19 protein-coding genes are annotated in these 18,928 nt (G+C 52.7%); 13 read left to right on the plus strand and 6 right to left on the minus strand.

Translation table 11 applies throughout. The features are described 5' to 3' along the window. Positions 1-116 precede the first annotated feature (116 nt). The 6 genes from J0A68_RS03810 to J0A68_RS03835 all read left to right on the plus strand — a co-directional run bounded on the left by J0A68_RS03810 (position 117) and on the right by J0A68_RS03835 (position 8,493). Positions 117-3,326: a VCBS repeat-containing protein gene (locus tag J0A68_RS03810; RefSeq protein ID WP_317195087.1), complete on the plus strand. Its 3,210-nt coding sequence runs from the start codon at positions 117-119 to the stop codon at positions 3,324-3,326. A gap of 44 nt (positions 3,327-3,370) precedes the next feature. Further along, positions 3,371-4,327, plus strand: a complete 957-nt coding sequence (locus tag J0A68_RS03815; protein ID WP_206576855.1) for a formylglycine-generating enzyme family protein — start codon at positions 3,371-3,373, stop codon at positions 4,325-4,327. Between the two features lie 20 nt (positions 4,328-4,347). Then, a complete protein-coding gene (locus tag J0A68_RS03820) occupies positions 4,348-5,661 on the plus strand; it encodes a Gfo/Idh/MocA family protein (protein WP_438839561.1) in 1,314 nt (437 codons plus the stop codon). Between the two features lie 3 nt (positions 5,662-5,664). Continuing rightward, complete coding sequence (locus tag J0A68_RS03825; RefSeq protein ID WP_206576857.1) at positions 5,665-6,588, plus strand: hydroxypyruvate isomerase family protein; 924 nt, start codon at positions 5,665-5,667, stop codon at positions 6,586-6,588. Then, positions 6,585-7,589 (plus strand): WD40/YVTN/BNR-like repeat-containing protein, encoded by a 1,005-nt coding sequence (locus J0A68_RS03830; protein WP_206576858.1) that lies wholly within the window; start codon positions 6,585-6,587, stop codon positions 7,587-7,589. The genes J0A68_RS03825 and J0A68_RS03830 overlap by 4 nt, the downstream gene beginning before the upstream one ends. Before the next feature lie 169 nt (positions 7,590-7,758). Beyond that, complete coding sequence (locus J0A68_RS03835; protein ID WP_206576859.1) at positions 7,759-8,493, plus strand: 1-(5-phosphoribosyl)-5-[(5-phosphoribosylamino)methylideneamino]imidazole-4-carboxamide isomerase; 735 nt, start codon at positions 7,759-7,761, stop codon at positions 8,491-8,493. A gap of 50 nt (positions 8,494-8,543) precedes the next feature. On the opposite strand, the gene J0A68_RS03840 is transcribed toward J0A68_RS03835, so the two are convergent. Then, complete coding sequence (locus J0A68_RS03840; protein ID WP_206576860.1) at positions 8,544-8,912, minus strand: hypothetical protein; 369 nt, start codon at positions 8,910-8,912, stop codon at positions 8,544-8,546. 75 nt (positions 8,913-8,987) lie between these two features. Between J0A68_RS03840 and J0A68_RS03845 the strand changes: the two genes are divergently transcribed. After that, entirely contained in the window at positions 8,988-9,326 is a 339-nt protein-coding gene (locus J0A68_RS03845) for a tRNA-binding protein (protein ID WP_206576861.1), read from the plus strand. Here J0A68_RS03845 and J0A68_RS03850 read toward each other — a convergent pair. Next, complete coding sequence (locus tag J0A68_RS03850; RefSeq protein ID WP_206576862.1) at positions 9,323-9,646, minus strand: Rieske (2Fe-2S) protein; 324 nt, start codon at positions 9,644-9,646, stop codon at positions 9,323-9,325. The genes J0A68_RS03845 and J0A68_RS03850 overlap by 4 nt on opposite strands. A gap of 104 nt (positions 9,647-9,750) precedes the next feature. On the opposite strand from J0A68_RS03850, the gene J0A68_RS03855 reads away from it, so the two are divergent. Further along, positions 9,751-10,494, plus strand: a complete 744-nt coding sequence (locus J0A68_RS03855) for a DUF4488 domain-containing protein (protein ID WP_206576863.1) — start codon at positions 9,751-9,753, stop codon at positions 10,492-10,494. A gap of 55 nt (positions 10,495-10,549) precedes the next feature. Here the strand turns inward: J0A68_RS03855 and J0A68_RS03860 are convergent, their stop codons facing one another. The 3 genes from J0A68_RS03860 to J0A68_RS03870 all read right to left on the minus strand — a co-directional run bounded on the left by J0A68_RS03860 (position 10,550) and on the right by J0A68_RS03870 (position 13,513). Further along, positions 10,550-11,692, minus strand: a complete 1,143-nt coding sequence (locus tag J0A68_RS03860) for a cysteine desulfurase family protein (RefSeq protein WP_206576864.1) — start codon at positions 11,690-11,692, stop codon at positions 10,550-10,552. Between the two features lie 143 nt (positions 11,693-11,835). Then, positions 11,836-13,230 (minus strand): phosphoglucosamine mutase, encoded by a 1,395-nt coding sequence (gene glmM, locus J0A68_RS03865; protein WP_206576865.1) that lies wholly within the window; start codon positions 13,228-13,230, stop codon positions 11,836-11,838. A gap of 52 nt (positions 13,231-13,282) precedes the next feature. Next, positions 13,283-13,513, minus strand: coding sequence for a hypothetical protein (locus J0A68_RS03870; RefSeq protein ID WP_206576866.1), 231 nt, complete (start codon positions 13,511-13,513; stop codon positions 13,283-13,285). Between the two features lie 72 nt (positions 13,514-13,585). Here J0A68_RS03870 and mazG point away from each other — a divergent pair, with 72 nt between their 5' ends. From mazG to J0A68_RS03895, 5 genes are all read left to right on the plus strand, one after another. After that, positions 13,586-14,386 (plus strand): nucleoside triphosphate pyrophosphohydrolase, encoded by an 801-nt coding sequence (mazG, locus tag J0A68_RS03875; protein WP_206576867.1) that lies wholly within the window; start codon positions 13,586-13,588, stop codon positions 14,384-14,386. A 178-nt stretch (positions 14,387-14,564) separates the two neighbouring features. After that, the gene (locus J0A68_RS03880) at positions 14,565-14,945 is read left to right on the plus strand and encodes a RidA family protein (RefSeq protein ID WP_206576868.1); all 381 of its coding nucleotides are present in this window, start codon (positions 14,565-14,567) and stop codon (positions 14,943-14,945) included. Positions 14,946-14,951: 6 nt separating this feature from the next. Then, positions 14,952-15,449 (plus strand): hypothetical protein, encoded by a 498-nt coding sequence (locus tag J0A68_RS03885; protein ID WP_206576869.1) that lies wholly within the window; start codon positions 14,952-14,954, stop codon positions 15,447-15,449. A 271-nt stretch (positions 15,450-15,720) separates the two neighbouring features. Further along, on the plus strand, positions 15,721-17,121 hold the full coding sequence (gene fumC, locus J0A68_RS03890) for a class II fumarate hydratase (RefSeq protein WP_206576870.1): 1,401 nt from the start codon (positions 15,721-15,723) through the stop codon (positions 17,119-17,121). 258 nt (positions 17,122-17,379) lie between these two features. Continuing rightward, positions 17,380-18,507 carry a hypothetical protein gene (locus J0A68_RS03895; RefSeq protein ID WP_206576871.1) on the plus strand — a complete coding sequence of 376 codons (1,128 nt, stop codon included), beginning with the start codon at positions 17,380-17,382 and terminating at the stop codon, positions 18,505-18,507. Positions 18,508-18,630: 123 nt separating this feature from the next. Here the strand turns inward: J0A68_RS03895 and atpC are convergent, their stop codons facing one another. Next, on the minus strand, positions 18,631-18,879 hold the full coding sequence (atpC, locus tag J0A68_RS03900; protein WP_206570086.1) for an ATP synthase F1 subunit epsilon: 249 nt from the start codon (positions 18,877-18,879) through the stop codon (positions 18,631-18,633). Between the last annotated feature and the right edge of the window lie 49 nt (positions 18,880-18,928).

Here is an 18,928-nt window from a genome sequence, read left to right on the forward strand (position 1 = left end):
TAGTTAGCGTTTGCTGGCTTTTTTTTTCATGCGACCGAGCCGCCCAAGAACAGTCCGCTGAAGCCACCCCGGCTGCAGACCCGATCTTTAGGCTGGTCTCCCCAGACTCCAGTGGAGTGACTTTTTTGAATCCCATAGAGGAAAATCTAAACCTGAACGTCCTGATGTATGAATACCTCTACAATGGTGGAGGGGTAGCCCTTGGCGATCTCAACCAAGACGGGCTGGACGACATCTACTTTTCGGCCAACGTAGGCCAAAACCAACTTTACCTCAACGAGGGCAACCTCAAATTCAAAGACATTACCCAAGCCTCTGGGGCCACTGGCCGTCCTGGGCCTTGGAAAACCGGCGTCGTCCTCGTCGATATCAACGGCGACGGCAAGCTGGACATCTACCTCTGCCACTCGGGTGCCCTGATGCTGGAGAAGCGGAAAAACGAGCTTTTCGTCAATCAGGGAAACAATGCGGACGGCATCCCGCAGTTCACGGAAATGGCGGAGGAATACGGCATCGCCTCGGAATCGACCACTACTTCCGCGGCTTTTTTTGACTTTGACCTCGACGGGGACTTGGATCTTTTTCTCCTCAACCACAACACCAAGTCCATCCAAAACCACGATCCTGCGGTGACCCGGGCGCTGATGAAGGACAAGCACGAGGCGGGTTCCCAGCTTTTTGAAAACCAAAACGGCAAGTTTGTCGAAGTCACCGAGAAGGCGGGCATCTCCAGCTCCAGCCTTTCCTATGGCTTGGGCGTATCGGTGGCGGATATCAACGGGGACGGCTGGCCGGACATCTACGTCGGCAACGACTACTCCATGCCAGACTACCTGTACATCAACCAGAAAAACGGCAAGTTCAAAGACGAAATCCAATCCATGCTGGATCACGTCTCCCACTTTTCCATGGGCAATGACATCGCCGACATCAACAACGACGGCCTGCTGGACATCCTCACGCTGGACATGCTGCCGGAGGATAACCTGAGACAGAAGCTCCTGCTCTCACCGGACAATTTTGAGCTCTTCCAGCTGAATCTCGATCGGGGATTCTACTACCAATACATGCGAAATATGCTCCATGTGAATGCCGGAGACGGGCGATTTCAGGAGCTGGGGCAAATCTCGGGCATCTCCAACACCGACTGGAGCTGGGCCGCGCTCTTCTCGGACTTGGATCTCGATGGCTGGAAAGACCTCTTCGTCACCAACGGCTACCTGCGCGACTACAACAACCAGGACTTTCTGAAGTATATGGACAACTACGTCCGTACCGCCGGAGGTCAACTGAAGCGCGAGGACCTGCTCAACCTGGTGAAGTCCATGAGTTCGTCCAACCTGCGAAACTATACCTACCGCAATCGCGGCGATTTGACTTTTGAAAATATCGGCACCAGCTGGGGTATCGCAGAAAACGGCAACTCCAACGGCGCGGCCTACTCCGACCTCGACAACGACGGTGACCTCGATCTGGTGATCAACAACATCAACGCGCCGGCATTTATCTATGAAAATCTCGCGGTGCAAAAAGCAAAAGGCAATTTCCTGAAAGTCGAGCTGAAGGGCGAGGGGCAAAATACCCTGGGCCAAGGTGCGCTGGTGAAGGTCTATTCCGGAGGGAAAATGCAGGTGCAGGAGCAAAATCTTTACCGTGGATTTCAGTCCTCGGTATCTCCGGTCTTGGTTTTTGGCTTGGGAGAAAGCTCCAAAGCCGACTCGGTGCAGGTAAACTGGCCGGGAGGAAAAGTGTCCAAATTGACCGAGTTGGCGGCAAACCAATCCCATGCAGTCTCGCAAGCGGAAGCTGGAAAGCTGCCTACTCCAAAGTCTGGGAAAGCGCCCGTTTTGCTGAGTCAGGCTGGAAAGCTGCCTTTGCCAAAAGGCCAGGAGGTAAACGACTTCAAGCGCCAACCCCTGCTGAACTTTGAGATTTCCGGCAACGGCAAAGCCATGGTCGTAGAAGACTTCAACGGGGATGGAAAGGCTGATCTTTTTGTAGGTGGAAATGCCGGAGCGAGTGGCCGGGTCTATTTTGCGCAGCCCAACGGGCAGTTTGGAAAGCCAGACTCTACCGCCTTTGCGTCCGCGGCAGCGAGCGCGGATACCGATGCCTTAGCCTTGGACGCCAATGGAGATGGCTTCGCCGACCTGTTGGTCGCCAGTGGAGGCATGTACCAGTTTAATCCGGGCGATTCGGGACTATTTCCAAGACTTTACCTCAATGATGGCAAGGGCAAGTTTACGCTCTCTCCCGATGCCTTACCTAAGGAGGGTTTTGCCATCGGCTCCCTGCTTTCGCTGGATTTCAATGGCGATGGCTACGCAGATGTTTTCGCCGGTGGGCGTATCGTCCCAGGCCAATATCCGACCTCGCCGGGATCTCGGATCTGGATCGGTGATGGCAAAGGAAACTTCACCGATCAGACGGATGCAATAGCTCCGGCTTTCAAGAGTCTGGGTATGGTGACCGATTCCGGCTTGGCAGACCTGAACGGCGACGGCCAGGCGGAACTCATCGTCGTGGGTGATGCCATGCCGATCACGGTTTTCGGCAAATCTGGCAATACTTGGCAGGAGGTGACTTCCACCCACTTTGACAAATCCCAAGTCGGATTTTGGTCGGATATGCTGATCAGCGACTGGGATGGAGACGGCAAGCCGGAGCTTTTTGTCGGAAACCACGGGCGCAATTCCCAGCTTTATGCCAGCGACAGCGAGCCTCTGGAGCTGCTCTACAAGGATTTTGACTCCAACGGTTCTACCGATGCGATTTTGGGCTATTACATACAGGGAGAAAAATATCCTTCCTCCAGCCGCGACGAGATATTGGGCCAGGTGCTTTTTCTCAAGAAAAGATACCTGGATTTCAAGAGTTTTTCCGAAGTGAAAATGGACGAACTCTTCACTCCCGAAGAGCGAAAAGACTCCAAGACCATCCAGATAAATACCTTGGAGACAAGCTATTTTGCCCTCGGTCCGGACGGCAAGTTCCAGAGAAAATCGCTTCCGATCCAGGCGCAGGTTGCCCCTGTCTTCGCGGCGGCATCTGCGGATGTGGATGGAGACGGGAATCTGGACCTGGTCTTTGGCGGGAACCTCTTCGATACCAAGCTGAAGTTTGGCCGCTACGATGCCAGCCACGGTTCGGTGTTTTTGGGAGACGGCAAGGGAGGATTTCAGGCGCTGACTTCCGCGGTTTCCGGCATTTCGCTGCGAGGGGAAGTCCGGAAGGTGGAAGCGCTGGGAAATAGCCTTCTTTTTTACACCAAAGACGATGGAATCCAGCTTTATACCTACCATTTATCAAAAGATGAAAGTCAATAGTAAACCGTTATCGTAATTTAAAATTTCCAATTACCCAGAATAAGATGAAAAAGTACCTAGCGGTATCCGGCCTGATCCTCATGAGCTTTCAGCTGAACGAAAGCGATGTCTTTGAGGCCTATACCCAAAAAATCCCCGGCACGGAGGTGACCTTTGACCTGGCGCCGATTCCAGCCGGAACCTTTAAAATGGGTTCGAACGACTCCAAATTTCCCGACCAGGGGCCCGTGCATGAAGTGAAGATCGATGCCTTTTGGATGGGCACCCACGAGGTGACTTGGGATGCTTTTGAGCTTTTCCTCGACAAGCAATACGAGCAGTCGGTCACCGAAGGTGGCGTGCCAGAGCGCGTGGATGGCTTGACCCGTCCCAGCCTGCCCTACCTGGATATGACTTTTGGGATGGGAAAAGAAGGCCGGCCCGCCGTGGGGATGACCCAGTACGGAGCCTTGCAGTTTTGCCACTGGCTGTATCTTAAAACCGGCATTTTCTACCGCATTCCTACCGAAGCCGAATGGGAATACGCCGCTCGCGCGGGATCTGGCGACCGCTTTTTCTTCGGAAACGAAGAGGCCCAGCTGGCCGACTATGCCTGGACTGCCGCCAACAGTGAGGGAGGAACCCACCCGGTGGGCAAAAAGAAAGCGAATCCCTGGGGGCTGTACGATATCTATGGAAATGTGCAGGAGTGGACGATAGACCTCTATGAGGCCGATTTCTACAAGCGCTCGGGCAAGGAAAACCCGGTCAATCCGGCGGAAAAGCTGTATCCCCACGTGGTGCGTGGAGGAAGCTTCAAGACTCCTGCGGACCAAATCGGCTCTGCCGTGCGCAGTGTCTCCGACCCCGCCTGGAAGCGCATCGATCCCCAGATCCCAAAGAGCCAGTGGTGGTTTCCCGAGGCGCCCTTTATCGGGCTGAGACTGGTGAGACCGCTGAATCCTCCGTCTCCTGAGGAGATCAAAGCCTACTATGAGCAGGCACCCATTGCTGATTATTGAACCTAAATAACCCCATGTCTATGAAAAATCTAAATTCGAGAAGAGACTTTCTCAAGACTTCCGCCCTGGTGACCGGGGGGATGATGGCGCCGTCTTTTTTGGTGCCGGGAGCCTATGCTGCTCCTGCGAATGAACTGAAGCTGGCTGTCATCGGCTGCGGTGGCCGCGGTACCGGTGCGGTATTCCAGGCTTTCGAAACCGGCCATCCCATCAAGCTGGTGGCAATGGCAGACGCCTTCCAAGACCGTCTGGACAATAGCTATAAGGCGATTTTTGACAAGTATGGCAAGGACAAGGTGGACGTCCCTGCGGAGAAGAAGTTTGTCGGCTTTGATGGCTACAAGAAGGCCATCGCCGAGGCGGACGTGGTGATCTTGGCCACACCTCCAGGCTTCCGCCCTTCCCACTTTGAGGAAGCGGTAAACCAAGGCAAGCAGATTTTCATGGAAAAGCCCGTGGCTACCGACGCGGCGGGTATCCGTAAGGTTTTGGCGGCAGCCGAAGTGGCCAAAGCCAAAAAACTCAACGTGGTGGTGGGCCTGCAGCGCCACTACCAAAACAACTACCGCGAGGTGATGAAGCGCATCCACAACGGCGACCTCGGCGAGATCGTCGGTGGCCAGGTGTACTGGAACGACGGCGGCGTCTGGGTACGCGAGCGCAAGCCGGAGCAGACCGAGATGGAGTACCAAATGAGAAACTGGTACTATTTCAACTGGCTCTGCGGCGACCACATCGTGGAGCAGCACGTGCACAACATCGACATTGCCAACTGGGCCAAAAACTCCTATCCTGTCAAAGCCGAAGGTACCGGAGGCAGAATGGTGAGAACTGGCAAGGACAATGGAGAAATCTTTGACCACCACGTGCTGACCTTCACCTACGACGACGGTACCGTGATCCACTCCGAGTGCCGTCACTTCCCCGGAGCCGCTAACCGCGTGGATGAGACTTTCCAAGGAACCAAAGGAAAGGTCTTCCTCAGCGCAGGCAACCATGGCGTGATGACCGACTGGAAGGGAAATCCGATCTACACGCATGATCGCGAAAACCAGCCGAACCCCTACCAAACCGAGCACGATGAGCTTTGGGCGACCCTGTTCAAAGGAGAATACAAATTTGCCGATGCGGAAAATGCGGCCAAGTCCACGATGACCGCCATCATGGGCCGTTATGCGACCTATTCCGGCAAGGTGCTGACTTGGGACGAAGCATTAAACGGAACCGTCGATCTCTTCCCAGAGACCCTGGCTTGGGACGCGATGCCAAAGATCCTCCCTGGTGCCGACGGCTACTATCCTCATGCGATTCCAGGCAAAACCAAAGTCATCTAAACTATGGAAAGAAGAGGTTTTATCAAGCGCATGGGCCTAGGCTCTGCGGTTTTGGGTACGGCGGGAGCGATGAGTTTGCCCGCTTTCGGAGCGGAAAAGACAAGCTCCGCAGCGGCACCCACTTTCAAGATGGATTTTGCCCCGCACTTTGGGATGTTCAAAAATTCCGCCCCGGGGGGCTTTGTCGATGAGCTGAAATTCATGGCTGACCAGGGCTTCCGATCGCTGGAAGACAATGGAATGCTGAAGCGGTCTGTGGCCGACCAGGAGCTGATCGGCAAGACGCTCAGCGATCTGGGCATGCGTATGGGGGTCTTTGTGATCGATGGGGGCGACAACTGGAAAGTGTCCCTGACCACCGGAAAACAGGAGTTTCTTGACGTTTTCCTCAAGACTTGCCGCGAGTCGGTAGAAGTAGCCAAGCGCGTGGGAGCCAAATGGGCGACGGTCGTGCCAGGATATTTCGAAAGAAACCTGCCCATGGGCGTGCAGACGGGCAATGTGATCGAGGCCTTGAAGCGTGGTGCAGAGATCCTCGAGCCAGCTGGTCTGACCATGGTCTTGGAGCCGCTCAGCGACAATCCGGACCTCTTTCTCCGCCATGCCGACCAGACCTACATGATCTGCAAGGCCGTGGGAAGTCCCAGCTGCAAGATCCTCTATGATATCTACCACATGCAGCGCAACGAGGGCAACCTCATCGCTACCATGGAGAAGACCTGGAGCGAGATCGCCTATGTCCAAATCGGAGACAACCCCGGCCGAAAGGAACCCGGAACCGGCGAGATCAACTACAAGAATGTTTTCAAATACATTGCTTCGAAGGGATTCACAGGCGTGATGGGCATGGAGCACGGCAATGCCTTGCCGGGCGTAGAGGGGGAAAAAGCCCTGATCGAAGCGTACAGAAAAGTAGATTTGGAATGAAGAAAGTGATTTTTTTGGCCTGCGGGCTGCTTTGGGCTTGTCTCGCGCAAGCGCAAAATCCCCAGTGGAAAGAGATCAATACACCAGTGAAAGCCTCCATCAGGGGGCTTTCACCCGTTTCGGGCCAGGTCTGTTGGGCCAGCGGCAGCGGGGGGACTTGGCTGAAGACCCTGGACGGAGGCCTGACTTGGGCGCATGGTGTGATTGCGGGTCTAGATACGGTGGATTTCCGCTCCATTCAGGCTTTTGACGCCGAGACGGCCGTAGTCGCTTCTGCCGGGCAGCCTGCTGTGATCTATCTCACGCGAGACGGAGGGAGCTCTTGGGAAAAAGTGCATCATGAAAGTGCCCCGGAGGCATTTTTTGACGGGATAGCCTTCTCAGGAAGGAAGAAGGGCTACGTGATCGGTGATCCGGTGGTAGGAAAGTGGATGATCTTGGAGACCATGGATGGAGGGGCGACTTGGAAGTCCATGGACGCTTTGCCCGATGCAGAGGCAGGGGAAGCGGCCTTTGCGGCCAGCGCGTCTTCGCTCGTAGTGACCAAAGACGGTTTGGTCTTCGGGACGGGAGGCTCGGTATCGAACCTGCATTTTTACGATTTTGCCACCCAGTCATGGAGCAAAAAGAAGACCCCGATGATCCAAGGGCAGCCTTCGGAAGGGATTTTTGCAATCGTCCAGGTAGGGAAAAAGATCGTCGGTGTCGGCGGCGACTATACCAAGCTGGAGCAGCGGGAGAAGCATGCTTTGCTTTACGAAAATGACGCGTTTGGCATTCCGGTGTCGGCTCCTTTCGGCTATCGCTCGGGGATTGCTTTTTGGAAGAAAAAGAAGCTATTAGTCGCCGTAGGCCCATCCGGCTCGGATTGTTCACTGGATGGGGGGGAGAATTGGGCGGCTTTTTCCCCAGTGGGCTATCATGCGGTGAAAGTCTCGGGAGACGGAAAGGCCCTTTGGGCAAGTGGCAGCGGGGGAAGGCTTGGGATTTTAACCTATTGAGGGCAAGGATACATTTTTTGCCTCAAATGCAGGGAATTACCCAGCGGGCTGTCCGAAAAAACCAAGTTTTGGATTGGTCAGCCTTTTTATCCAGTCCGTCCGTAGTATATTTAAGCAGGGAATTCTTCCGAATTCCATTCCTATCCATACGAATCTAGACCCAAGACCCATGTTTGAAATTATCCCCTCCATTTGGATTATTGATGGTAAGTGTGTCCGTCTCAAGAGAGGCGATTTTGCGACCCAGGAGGTGATTTCAACCAATCCGCTGGAAATAGCACAGGCCTTTGAAGGCATCGGTATCCGCAGGCTCCATTTGGTGGATCTGGACGGCGCTAGGAGAGGGGAGCCCAAAAACTACCACATCCTCGAGGCGATTGCAGGCTACACGGAGCTCAAAGTCGATTTTACCGGTGGCGTGTCTACCGACGGAGACGTGATCAAGTGTTTTGAATTTGGGGCGAAGACCGTTACCGTAGCCTCGGCAGCAGCCAACTTTCCGGAGCGTTTTGCCCAGTTTATCCTCTCCTATGGCAGGGAAAAGATCAACCTCGCCGCGGACACCAATCCTGAAGACTACAAGATCAAGATCCGGGGATGGCTGAAGAAGACCGAGACGGATCTCTTTGACCATATCGAGTTTTTCTACGAGCGCGGATTGAAGTACCTCAAGTGCTCTGATGTCACCCGCGATGGGGTGATGGAGGGGCCTAATTTTGAGCTTTACTCCCAGATAATGGAACGATATCCTTCGATCCATCTGGCGGCCTCCGGCGGCGTGCGTGGAGTGGACGACTTCAAGCAGCTGAGGGATTTGGGGCTGAAAGCGGCGGTTTTTGGCCGGGCTTACTACGAAGGGAAGATCAGCCTCAGCGAGTTGGAGAAATTTGTGGCGGAGAACTAAAACAAAAAAGAGGCGTGAAGGCCTCTTTTCTCTTTTATGATAAGGTTGGATTAATCAGCTTTGAACTTGTCCACGATGTAGAGGAAAATGTTGAAGGAAAGCGTGGACGGAGACTCGATCTTCTTTGGATCTTTATCTACTACGACTCCTCCGGCTGGCAAGTCTCTCTTTACGACAGGATTGGTATTGATGGCCTTTACCGTGTTGGCAGTTTTGGAGGCGTTGATGTGGGAAGAAATATTGTCCTGAAGTAGGGAATTGTCCTCCAAAATCACCCGATCATTGCCTTTGGGATTGTTTTCCTCCACCTTTTCGGTCTCTGACTGAGCCGAAGCATCCACTGCAATCAAGGCCAAACCCAATACAGCTGCGCTGAGTAGGACTGGTTTTTTGAAATGAAATCCTGAGAATTTCAACATGGCTTAGTTTCGGATGGCTAGTTATATAACTGGGGTCAGGGCAATAGGTTCCTAAAATTAGAAAAAAAATCCACTATGCAAACGATCGATATTGAAGATTTTACCAAAATAGACCTGAGGATAGGTACAATTATTCAGGCGGAAGTGTTTGAAAAAGCGCGCAAACCGGCATACAAAATTTGGATAGACCTCGGCCCGGACTTGGGTGTGAAAAAGTCTTCCGCCCAGGTGACTTCCTTCTATGATCCGCAGCAGCTGCTCGGGATGCAGGTGCTCTGTGTCTGCAATTTCAAGCCCCGACAGATTGCCGATTTTATGTCGGAAGTCTTGGTAACGGGATTTACCGCAGAGAATGGCGGGATCGTCTTGGCTACCGCCGAGAGGACAGTTCCAAACGGCCAGAAGCTCCACTAAGGCAGGGTGATCTTCAGTCCGCTGTCCTCGATACGGGCAGGATAGACTTCCAAGTCTCCGCAGGAGCCCGCCCGCAGCGCTCCCGTGGCCAGGTCAAAGCGGTACTCGTGCAGGGGACAGATGATCTCTCCCAGGCCATTGATCGTCCCCTGTGTGAGTGCTGCGCCCCGGTGCGGACAGGAAGCCGCAAAGACGAAGATGCGCTTGCCAATTCTCACTCCGCCGAGTAGCTTGTCACCCAGCTGGATTTTCTTGATCACCTTTTCGGGGAAAAAGCCCAAAACCTGTTCTTTGCTGCTGCCAAGGCTGTATTCTTTCATCAAATCACGTTTGAAACGCAAATTAACCAACTAACCCAGAGGCCGTTGTTTTTTTGGGGATTCCTGTCCAAATTCCCAAAAGCTACAATTAACCTGAACGAACCATGAGAAAATACCTGTTTTTACCCCTTCTTTTTTTGGCGAGCTGGGCTGGAGCCCAGAGCCTGGATGGAGCCTGGAAGATGGTCCTCCAAAATGGGAAACCCGTCACCGACCAGGAATATGTCAAGATTTATCAGGACGACTACTTTGCCTTTGGGGTGAAAAATGCCGCTGACAATGCCTTCATCGGTGCAGGGGGAGGCCCGTATGTGTTTGCCGATGGGAAGTATTCGGAGACGCTGGATTTTTTTACCCTCAATCCCCTCCAAGTGGGGACGACCACTCCCTTCAAGGCTGAGCTAAAAGGAAACCGTCTGACGCTCTCCGCAAACACCAACGATGGCATGCTCGTCGAGACTTGGGAGAAAATCTCCGACTCGGAGGATGCCCTCACGGGCAATTGGGTGATCACGGGGCGCAAGCGCGAGGGGGAGATCTCCAGATCCACACCCGGTGCCCGGCGAACCATCAAGATCCTTAGCGGCGGCAGATTCCAATGGGTGGCCTTCAACTCGGAGACCAAGGAATTTTCCGGCACGGGAGGCGGTACCTACACCGCTGTCGATGGGAAGTACACCGAAAACATCACCTTCTTCTCCCGGGACAACAGCCGCGTGGGAGCCAGTCTTGGATTTGGCTTTGAGGTGATCGACGGGGAGTGGCATCACAGCGGCCTGAGCTCTACAGGGAATCCCATCTATGAGATCTGGACGCCCTATGCGATTGGGTATAAGCCTGTAAAATAGGTCGCCAGATGGCCTGTAAAACAAAAGAGGAGCCTCATCAGGCTCCTCTTTTGTTTTATGCCTCTACGAGGTAGAGTTCTTTCAGTTTGTCTATCGCATAGTCTACTTCCTCCAGGGTATTGAACCTGCTGAAGGAGAAGCGAACCGAATCCCGCTCTGGGTTGTGGTTCAGGGCTCTCAAAACGTGAGAGCCGACGGTCGCTCCGGAGCTGCAGGCTGAGCCCCCGGAGGCGGAGATACCTTCGATGTCCAGATTAAAGAGCAGCATGCCGCGGTTGGCTGGGGAAGGAGGGAGGCTTACGTTCAGAACCGTGTAGAGGCTTTTGTCCATCTCCGCGGAAAGTCCGTTGAACTCGACACCGGGTATGTCCTGCACCAGCTTTTCGATAAAGTGTTTTTTGATCTTTTCGACGTGCGCTTGATGACCTGCCATGTCCTCATAGGCCAATTCCAACGCTTTTGCAATCCCGATGATCCCGATGACGTTTTCAGTTCCGCCGCGCATGTTGCGCTCCTGGGCACCGCCATGGATGAAAGGATGGATTTTCTTGTCCTTTCTCACATAAAGGAAGCCCGAGCCCTTCGGTCCGTGAAACTTGTGCCCACCAGCCACGATGGCATCAATGGGGAGGGTTTTCAGGTCATGCACGTAGTGGCCCATGGTCTGCACCGTGTCAGAGTGGAAAAAGGCCTCATAGCTTTTGGCCAGTTCTCCGATCTGGTTGAGGTCATTGAGGTTTCCGATCTCGTTGTTGGCGTGCATAAGAGACACCAGGCTTTTGGGATTAGCCTTGAGCAGATCCTCCACTTGGAAGAGGTCGATTTCGCCTTGCTCGTTTACATCCAGGATGCTGAGTTTCACCTTTCCCTTTTTCTCCAACACTTCCAGGGTATGGAGTACGGCGTGGTGCTCCAGGGGGGACGTGATGGCGTGCTGTATGCCGTGGCTTTCGATGCCGCAAACCAGCGCGGTATTGTCCGCTTCCGTGCCGCCCGAGGTAAAAAAGATCTCCGAGGGGCTTGCATTGAGCAATTCCGCCACTTTTTTTCTAGAGCGTTCGATGGCTGTACGTACCTCACGACCATGGCTATGTACGGAGGAAGGGTTGCCAAAGTGGGTTCTCATATAGGGCAGCATAGCGTCGATCACCCGATCGTCCATCGCTGTAGTGGCGGCATTGTCAAAGTAAACTTTCATCTGGGTGTAGGTTTAATTTTTTCAAAGGCCACAGCTGTCTGCCTCAGGCAGGCGGGATTTCGCATGGCACTTGTTAATCTCTAGTTTGCTGGATGAAATACCTGATTCCATCCGATTTGGGTTTGGGTACTCGTACTGCTGGATCAGATCAGGGAGGCGCTGACCACTTCCTTGATGTCCTGTATGATTTTCTTTGCCAAATGCTCGGCCGTAGCCTCGGAATCCGACTCGGAATAGATCCGGATGATGGGTTCGGTGTTTGATTTTCTCAGGTGCACCCACTCCTTTTCAAACTCGATCTTCACCCCATCGATGTCGTTGATCGGGTGTTTTTGGTACTTGTTTTTGATTTCCAACAGGATCTTGTCCACGTTGATTTCTGGCGTGAGTTCGATCTTGTTTTTGGAAATGTAGTAGTTGGGATAGCTGGCGCGGAGCTTGGAGATGGACTTGCCATACTTTGCCAAGTGGGTCAGGAAAAGCCCGATGCCCACGAGGGCGTCGCGACCGTTGTGGGAGGCGGGGTAGATGATGCCCCCATTGCCTTCGCCACCGATCACGGCATCCACGGCCTTGATCTGCTGGACTACGTTGACTTCGCCTACCGCTGCTGCGGTGTATTTTCCGCCCCTTTTCTCCGTCACATCGCGTAGTGCGCGGGTAGAGGAAAGGTTGGATACGGTATTGCCAGGGGTATTGGCCAGCACATAGTCTGCCACGGCGACCAAGGTATATTCCTCTCCGAACATGGAGCCGTCTTCATTCACGAAGGCGAGTCGGTCCACGTCTGGATCGACCACGATTCCCAAGTCAAAGCTGCCTTTTTCGAGCTTTTTGGAAATGTCCCGGAGGTTTTCCGGAAGCGGCTCGGGATTGTGGGGGAACAGCCCGTCTGGCGTGCAGTACATCTCCTCGATCTCGGTGACGCCCAGCGCGCGAAGTAGCTTTGGAATGGCAATCCCTCCAGTGGAGTTGACCGCGTCCACCACGACCTTGAAGTTTCGGGCCTTGATGGCTTCCACATCCACTAGGTCCAGGCCGAGCACGTGCTCGATATGGCGGTCAATGTAGTCGTCGATCTGGGTGTACTTGCCCAGTTTTTTTACTTCTGCAAAAGAGAAGGCTTCTTTTTCAGCCTTTTCCAAAATGGCTTTTCCCTCTGCGTCAGAGATGAATTCACCTACCGAGTTGAGCAGCTTTAGGGCATTCCACTGGATGGGGTTGTGGCTGGCGGTGAGGATGATTCCCCCCCCGGCGCCTTCGGCAGGCACGGCCAGCTCCACTGTGGGAGTGGTGCTCAAGCCCAAGTCGATCACGTGTATGCCCAAGCCCTGCAGCGTAGCCGACACCAGGCCTGAGATCATCTTGCCGGACAGGCGGGCGTCTCTCCCGATGACTACTTTGGGGTTGTGGGTGGTCTCGAGGACCCAAGAGCCATAAGCTGCGGTAAATTTCACGATGTCAATAGGAGTAAGACCTTCGCCGGATTTGCCTCCGATGGTCCCTCTTATCCCGGAAATAGATTTGATAAGCGACACGTACAAACTGGTTTAATAAGAGAAAATATAAAAAATTACCCGTAACAGGGGATTACTTGAACTTGGCCATCACCTTGTCCACCTCGTTGTCGGGATTGGCACAGCTGCTGTCTGCATCCACCGTTTTGCCACAGAGGCTGCAGGTCACGCCTTCCTTGTTGAGAAAAGGGCTTTGCGAAGCACAGGTACCTTTGAATTCACCGTTTTTGAGGAAGATGAGACGTACCGACATCAGAGTGAAGAACAATGCCACGAATCCTACGGTAATCAATACAGTTGTCATAACGGATAAATTTGCGCAAATTTAAAGCTTTACTTCGAAAACGTCCACACCTTTAGGTTAGTTTCCCTGCACATGTCTAATTTGAGTACCCGTGCCGATCAGTTGGCTGCTTTTGACCGCTTGTTGACCATCATGGACGAGCTCCGTGCCCAGTGTCCTTGGGACAAAAAACAGACCACGGAGAGCCTCAGACACTTAACGATTGAGGAGACGTTTGAGCTGTCCGATGCCATCCTCGATGGCAATCCAGACGAGGTCAAAAAGGAACTCGGCGATCTCCTGCTCCATATCGTTTTCTACGCCAAGATCGGCTCCGAAGAGGGCACTTTCGACGTGACCACGATGATCAATTCCCTCTGCGAAAAACTCATCCGTCGCCACCCCCACATCTATGGGGACACCGAGGCCAACGATGCCGAGACGGTGAGCCAAAACTGGGAAAAGATCAAGCTGAAAGAAAAAGGCAATGTGTCCGTCCTAGGCGGTGTGCCACGCTCGCTTCCGGCCGTGATCAAGGCCATGCGGATTCAGGAAAAAGCCCGAGGCGTAGGGTTTGACTGGGAGGAAAAAAGCCAGGTCTGGGAGAAAGTCGAAGAGGAAATGCAGGAATTCAAGGCGGAATTCAACGTGGCCGAAAACGAGGACATCGACCGGGAGAAGGCCACAGCGGAGTTTGGGGATATGCTGTTTTCCCTGATCAATTACGCCCGCTTCATCGAGATCGATCCCGAAGAGGCGCTGGAGCGGACGAATTTGAAGTTTATCAAGCGTTTTCAATATTTGGAAAATGCCGCGAAAACTGCCGGTAAGAACCTCAGTGAAATGACCTTGGCGGAGATGGATGTGTACTGGAACGAGGCGAAAAAGCAGTAGGTAAATGCTCAATTTTCAATATGCAATGGTCAATAGACAATGATCAATTTTCAATAACCAATGACCACTAAATCCGATCGCCTTCCATGGACTATGGACTATCAACCAAATAAGCAATTGCCAATGATCAATGATCAGTTTCAATAACCAATAACCAATAACCAACTCCTTTCCTCCAATGCCCAACCAAATCATTTTCACCCCAGAAGCACCGGCGCCGATTGGCCCTTATTCTCAGGCAGTGCTTGCTGGAAGTACGCTTTACATCTCCGGACAGATCGCCTTGGATGCGGATACCGGCGAGCTGGTCAATGAGAACATCACCGAAGAGACCCATGCCGTGATGAAAAACCTGGAAGCGGTGCTGCGCAGCGCTGGTTTTGCCTTTTCCGACGTGGTGAAATGTACCATCTTCATCCGGGATATGGGGCAGTTTGGAACGATCAACGAAGCCTATGGGCAGTACTTTAAGTCAAATCCCCCGGCCCGAGAAACCGTAGAAGTAAGTAAGCTTCCCAAAAATGTGAATGTGGAAATTTCCTGTATTGCCGTGAAATAAAAGATTTTGAACCTCCTGCCTGTCCATAGTGAAACCCTCGTCAGCATCCTCTCCAAGGAGGAGGTGCTGGGGCATTTGATCCGGGTGACACGGGAGGTCAACTTCATGGATGCACGCACGCAGCGCGATCCACAGATCCGGTTTAACGGGATGGTTGGGCAAAAGGGGTTTAGGATTTCCCGGGTGATCAAGCGGGGTGACTCCTTTCTTCCCCTAATTACTGGGCAGGTGGAGTCGACCGCCCGTGGGTCGATTATTTTTCTGAACTATCGCCTGTTTTCCGCCACGGTTTTCTTCTGGGTCTTTTGGAGCATCGTACTGCTGGCTTTTTCCGCGTTTTACTTTTTTGCGCAGCAAAACATCAGCTACGGCTGCATTTGCTTGGCCTTGGCCGTGGGAAACTACGCGCTGAGCCTCTTTCTCTTTCAGCGTCAGGTTAAGCTCTCCCGCCAGGTCTTTCACGAACTGATCAACTTGGAGGGCCCTGTTGGGAGATTTCAGTAGGCAGAAACCTTTGAGGTTTCAAAAACCTCGAAGGTTTGAATAAGTCCTCTACAGTCCAGCGCAGATAGCAGTAGGCAGTGAGCAGTGAGCAGTGGCGTAATTCAAAAATCCTAAATTCTTGATTCTAGGCTCTTGATTCTTGATACTAGCTTCTTGATACTTTGCCGTCGACCGTTGACCCAAAGCATACAACTATCATCCTACATCTTAGGCAAAAAGACGCTCAGGTCTTACATTTGGGCTCGAAATCAAACCCATTTAGCAATACACCATGTCAATCCGTATCGAAAAAGACACCATGGGGCCGGTGGAGGTTCCTGCTGACAAATACTGGGGTGCGCAGACCCAGCGCTCCATCAACAACTTCAAGATCGGCGGCGAGAAAAACCGCATGCCAATCGAGATCATCCGCGCTTTTGCCATCCTGAAGAAAGCCGCTGCGCTGACCAACGCCGAGTTGGGCGTCTTGGATCAGGCCAAGGCCGACATCATCGCCACCGTCTGCGATGAGATCCTCGCCGGGCAGCACGACGACCAGTTCCCGCTCGTGGTGTGGCAGACCGGCTCCGGCACCCAATCCAACATGAACTCCAACGAGGTGATCGCCTACCGCGCCCACGTACTTTTGGGAGGTTCGCTGGAAGATGCCAAGAAGAAAATCCACCCCAACGATGACGTAAACAAGTCCCAGTCCTCCAACGATACCTACCCGACTGCCATGCACGTGGCAGCTTACCAGATGGTCGTGGAGACGACGATTCCCGGCGTACAGAAGTTGCGTGACACGTTGGCTGCGAAAGCCGAAGCTTTCAAAAGCGTGGTGAAGATTGGCCGTACCCACTTTATGGATGCGACTCCGCTTACCCTCGGACAGGAATTCAGTGGCTATGTAGCCCAGCTGGATCACGGATTGAGAGCTTTGAAAAACACGCTTTCCCACATTTCTGAGCTTGCCCTCGGCGGTACGGCGGTAGGAACTGGCCTGAATACGCCGCAGGGTTATTCCGAGCTGGTGGCGCAAAAGATCGCCGAGCTTTCCGGTCATCCTTTTGTGACTGCGCCAAACAAATTCGAGGCATTGGCAGCCCACGACGGCATGGTGGAAGCGCACGGAGCGCTGAAGCAGTTGGCCGTCTCCCTGATGAAGATCGCCAACGACATCCGCATGCTCTCCTCAGGCCCAAGATCGGGAATCGGCGAGATCCTCATCCCGGAAAATGAGCCCGGCTCCTCCATCATGCCGGGCAAAGTCAACCCAACCCAAGTGGAAGCCATGACCATGGTAGCCGCGCAGGTCATGGGCAATGACGTGGCGATCTCCATCGGTGGGTCAAACGGTCACTTCGAATTGAACGTGTTCAAGCCCCTGATCGCAGCAAACTTCCTGCAGTCTGCCCGACTGATCGGTGATGCTTGCGTGTCCTTCAACGACAACTGCGCCATCGGCATCGAGCCCAACACGCCGATGATCCAGCGACACCTGGAAAACTCCCTGATGCTGGTGACGGCGCTCAACCCCTATATCGGCTATGAAAATGCGGCCGCCATCGCCAAGAAAGCGCACAAGGAAGGCACCAGCCTCAGAGAAGCCGCTATCGCTTTGGGTCTGTTGACTTCCGAGCAGTTTGACGAGTGGGTGAAGCCGGAGGATATGATCGGAAGCTTGAAATAGCTTTTAGCTTAGGCTGAAAGGTGAAAGTCCAAGTCGAAAGGCTTGGACTTTTTTGTACGCCATAATCTGTGTAGCAAATCAACAAATGTCCGAACGACTGCAGACCGTAAATGAGTAGCCGTCACCATTTCCGTTTCGAAAAAATAAATTATTAGCAACATTGCTAGTGTGAAAATTATATATATAGGTACGCGATTGAATTTCCGCAGTAATTCTCCTTATTTGTAAAAAAAACTATATCTTTTTCTCTCTCATTCTATGAAACACCGCTGGTTGATTTTGATCGCATTCTTTTCTGCTTTTATTGCATGTACTGCCGGAAAGGAAAATGAAGCCAGTCCTGATTTTTGGGAGCTTTCTGTGGTGGATTCGGTTCTGGTGAGGGAGGACAAATTCTTCCTGAATAGCCAAGCTGAGGTGAAGCTGATCGGTGATAGCCTGTTGGCCGTTTCTTCTTATCGCTCTCCCATGGTGGCCATCATGACGCTGGAAGGCCAGCAGGTGGTCAAGATCGCCCCGGGTGACTTTCCGATTGGTACATTTTCACCTGCTTCATTCGATATTTCTGAGTATCCTCTCGTCTATATTTTGGACAAGCGGAGTGAATCTGTGTTGGTGTTCAATGTGGAAACGAATGAGTTGGTCGCGAAAATTAAACTTCAATTGCCAGAGGGTAAGGATATCCGTTTTTTAGGTGCTGCATTTAAGAAATTGGAAGATGGGTTTTTGGTGGAACTGATCAGTTCGGTGTATGATACCTTCCATCCGGACTTTTATGGGAAATCGGGAGATCAGATTTACTTTTTTGGAGCCGACGGGATGGTCCGAAGCTCCATGTTTGAATACTCGGATGAGTACAAGGCCGTGTCCGGGTCGCTGAAGGCGGTATCGTATCTGATCCTCGGGGACTTTGGGAAGGAGATCGCATTGTCGCTTCCGCACAGCAAAAAGCTGACTTTTTACTCCACTGCGGGGCAGGTAATCGATTCGGTAGCCTTACCTGAGAGTCGCTTTTTCGACTACACGCTTCGAGGTGCCGATCAGATCGTTGATTTCAATGAAATGTTCAAATCAGGTGAGGGATCCAAAGTATATGTTCCGACCAGCCACTACTTCAATTCCATCCAGGGTAGTGGTGACCTGATCCTATTGGAGACTTGGATGCCCAACAATCAGGAAGGGAAAGACTACGCCACCTATTCCCATCTCCTGATCTATGACAAAGCCACCAAAAAATGGTCTGAAACAATAAGTCCCAGAAATGTCGTCGACATCGGCATGCTGGCTGGTGTGGTCAATGACACGCTTTACTTCTATGAGGGCAGTCTGATGAAGCACGACGAGAAGTACATCAAGCGAGCCGTCCTCCGACCGATTGAAGAGTAGTCCCGAGACTTGCCGTCCAACTTTTCCAAAGTTCGGAACTTTGGAAAAGCTCAGCCCTCGGAAAAAACCGAAAAAGGCCTCCCATTTGCACAGGAGGCCTTTTCTATAAGGTTTGCGTAGGAATTAGCCGATCACTTTTTCGGCCAAGACCACGATTACGTTGTCTTTGACTTCGACCACGCCGCCGTCCACGGTCAGGGACTGCTTAGCGCCTTCCTTGGTTGTGAAAGACACCGTGCCCTTCGCCAGAGCGGACACGATAGGGGCGTGGTTGTTCAATACCTGAAATGAGCCGGATGCGCCGGGAAAGCTCGCCTCGGAGACTTCTCCCTGAAACACTTTTTTCTCCGGTGTGACGATTTCTAATTGCATATTTTTAGTTATTAGGTTAGTGGTTAAAAGTTATTGGGTTGGCCGTATG

The organism is Algoriphagus oliviformis (assembly GCF_017254915.1).
Taxonomy (GTDB): Bacteria; Bacteroidota; Bacteroidia; order Cytophagales; family Cyclobacteriaceae; genus Algoriphagus; species Algoriphagus oliviformis.